This is a genomic window from Halanaerobaculum tunisiense, assembly GCF_054657635.1.
In genome coordinates, this window is the sequence record NZ_BAAHYI010000022.1 from 1 (window position 1) to 2166 (window position 2166).

Annotated in this window: 1 protein-coding gene; it reads right to left on the minus strand. The window is 35.1% G+C overall.

What is annotated here, in order from left to right; all coding sequences use genetic code 11:
• Positions 1 to 128: 128 nt before the first annotated feature.
• Entirely contained in the window at positions 129 to 1586 is a 1458-nt protein-coding gene (gene ltrA / locus ACYQ3D_RS12560) for a group II intron reverse transcriptase/maturase (RefSeq protein ID WP_459838515.1), read from the minus strand.
• Positions 1587 to 2166: the final 580 nt, after the last annotated feature.

Genomic DNA, 2166 nt, shown 5'->3' on the forward strand with positions numbered 1-2166 from the left:
CAAGTCTGGTAGGTAAGGGGCTTACGCCCCCTTTCCCCCATCAGAACCGTACGTGAACCTTTCAATTCATACGGCTCAAGCTACTTAACACCAACCTTTGGATTGGCAGCAATAAGTAGAAAAATAATCTAGTTTAAATTTCTCTTTAGATAATAATCGTTATATTCTGGTAAATAGGGATTAGCAGCAAACTTTATTAGGCAATGTCTTGTTATCTCTGTATCAGTTGCAGAAATTAATTCTTTATCTTTTGTAGCAAATATCCAATTCCGATTATCTTTAGTTATCCAATATCTATTCATTATCCACTTCTTAGATTTACTAGGATGTCTTCTTTTTGACCATCTCCATAAAGTTTTAAATATTTCTGAATCTAATTGTTGATAGGTTTCTTTAGAACAAGCAGTACTATGATAATTACACCAACCTCTGATTACTGGATTTAATATCTTAATTAATCTTTCCTGTTTTATAGTTCCGTTGTCCTTGATTAACTTTCTTATTTTACTGGTTATTGATTTATAAGATTCTTTGGAAGGTTTTATTATCAATTTACCGCTGTATTTTCTAAAATTCCAGCCCAGGAAATCAAACCCTTGATTGATGTGAGTTATCTTAGTTTTCCGTTTAGATAGTTCAAGTCCTCTCTCATCTAGGAAATCTCCTATTAATTCTTTTATATCTTCCAGTACTTCTTTACTTTTGGCTGTTACAACGAAATCATCTGCATATCTTACTAGGTTTACTTTATCATCGTTATATCTTCTATTTACAGTCCCAAGATGGTTTGTCCAGTAGTTTCTTTTGAGTAAATCTAGCATACCATCTAAAGTCATATTAGCCAAAATCGGAGATATAATACCGCCTTGAGGAGTGCCTTTTTCAGTGGGGAAGAGTTGCTTGTTATATTTATAACCTGATCTAAGAAATTGATTTAGTATTTTAGATTCTAACGGAATATTTTCCATTAACCACTCATGGCTTATATTGTCAAAACAACCTTTAATATCAGCTTCCAAAATCCATTGAGCTGATACTTCTCTACCTAACAACTTAAATAGATATTCTTTAGCATCATCACAACTTCTATATTTCCTAAAGCCAAAAGATACTTTATCTGCTTTAGTTTCCGATACTGGATCTAAAGCCAAAGCATAAAGTGCCTGTATTGCTCTATCATACATTGTTGGTATCCCCAACGGTCTTTTCTTGTCTAGCCTTTTGTCAATATATATTCTTCTGAGTGGTTTAGCTCTGTATTCGTCATTTGTTAGCTTCAAAGCAGCTTTATATTTTGTCGCTGGAGTTGACCAAATTTTCCCATCTACTCCTGACGTTTCTTTACCTTGATTAGTTGTTACTTTTCTTACTGCTAATAACTTTGCATAATATGAGTTTGTTAATAAATACTGTAACTTCTTTGCTAGATTATCCTTACCTTTTCTTATTGCTTTAGCAATCCGTGATTGAAGTTTATTAACCTTACTTTCTATCAGTTCCCAAGGAATTACTTCCCAGGTTTTACTAGCTTCAGCGTGGTCTATGGTCGCCCACTCATGATGAGTTATTTGGCTTGCCATATTCATAAAGTTTCAATCCTTTCCTGCCTTAAGTAACCGTATTTGAAAGTCAGCCTCTTTTCAGAGCAAGGCAAATTTTGAACCTCTATTCATTCACCTTCTTGAATGACATTTGCTTCTTTCAGTTTCCCTATTCCCCTAGATATTGTATCACAAAGCATAATTGACCTACCTGTTACCAGGAATCTATTGGAGTTTCCCAGTTCTACATTCCAGCCAGTTCATACCGCTTTAGATTCTGCCTTTACTCCGAGGACTTTAGTCTATTTGTCAGGCAATACGAAAACTTACCTGACCCTATCCTATACCTTTTGGTTACAGTGTATCAACCCTATTTCACTATGCACGTTTGACGAAGCTTTCAGCAATTCACATATGTTAATCTTTACGGTATATTTACTCTAGCAGTCACTCAACTTAGGGTTAGTGAGCTTTCCACATTGTCTCCTCCGCTCAATACAAATCCATTACTAGAAATGCATCGGAAAATAGAGTCATTCTAAATAGAATGAATGGCTCAAAAGACTCTCGTCTTAAGCAGCCTGGAATGTAGCTTATCCCTATTGTTTCAAGGGCTGGTCGCACT